This is a genomic window from Streptococcus sp. WM07 (assembly GCF_004570525.1).
Classification (GTDB): Bacteria; Bacillota; Bacilli; order Lactobacillales; family Streptococcaceae; genus Streptococcus.
In genome coordinates, this window is record NZ_SPPZ01000247.1 from 1 (window position 1) to 397 (window position 397).

At 42.8% G+C, this 397-nt stretch carries 1 protein-coding gene; it reads right to left on the reverse strand.

Going from position 1 to position 397, the window contains the following annotated elements; genetic code table 11:
• Positions 1 to 397: hypothetical protein (locus tag E4T71_RS09990; RefSeq protein ID WP_209304504.1), on the reverse strand; the 397-nt coding region annotated here is incomplete at both ends.

A 397-nucleotide genomic window follows, 5' to 3' on the forward strand; every position in this document is an offset into this window, starting at 1 on the left:
GTTATAAGCTAAAGCTTCATCCACAGCTTTCTGCCCATTCAATTGAACGGCCTCTAAATACGACAACTCAAATGATTTAAACAACGCAGGTTGTGGAGGTTTGGGTGTCATGTCTACAGGGGTATCAATCACAATGCTTGAAGACAGATCACTTGAATAAGGCACGACCTCTACAAAATCAATCGATACATCCGTTCCAGTACCCAAGTTGATTTTCATGATTCTGACTAGAATGGTACCTGTCCATTTTCTTGGCCATTCCAGTTTAAGTAAGTCGTAACGGTTCCATTTTCGCGCTTCATAGAAACCCGTGGTAAGAGTGCCTTGCCAAACCGGTGTAGACATTTGTTTCAACTTCCACTGTGCCACCACAGCAGCATTACGCTGATTCATAAAG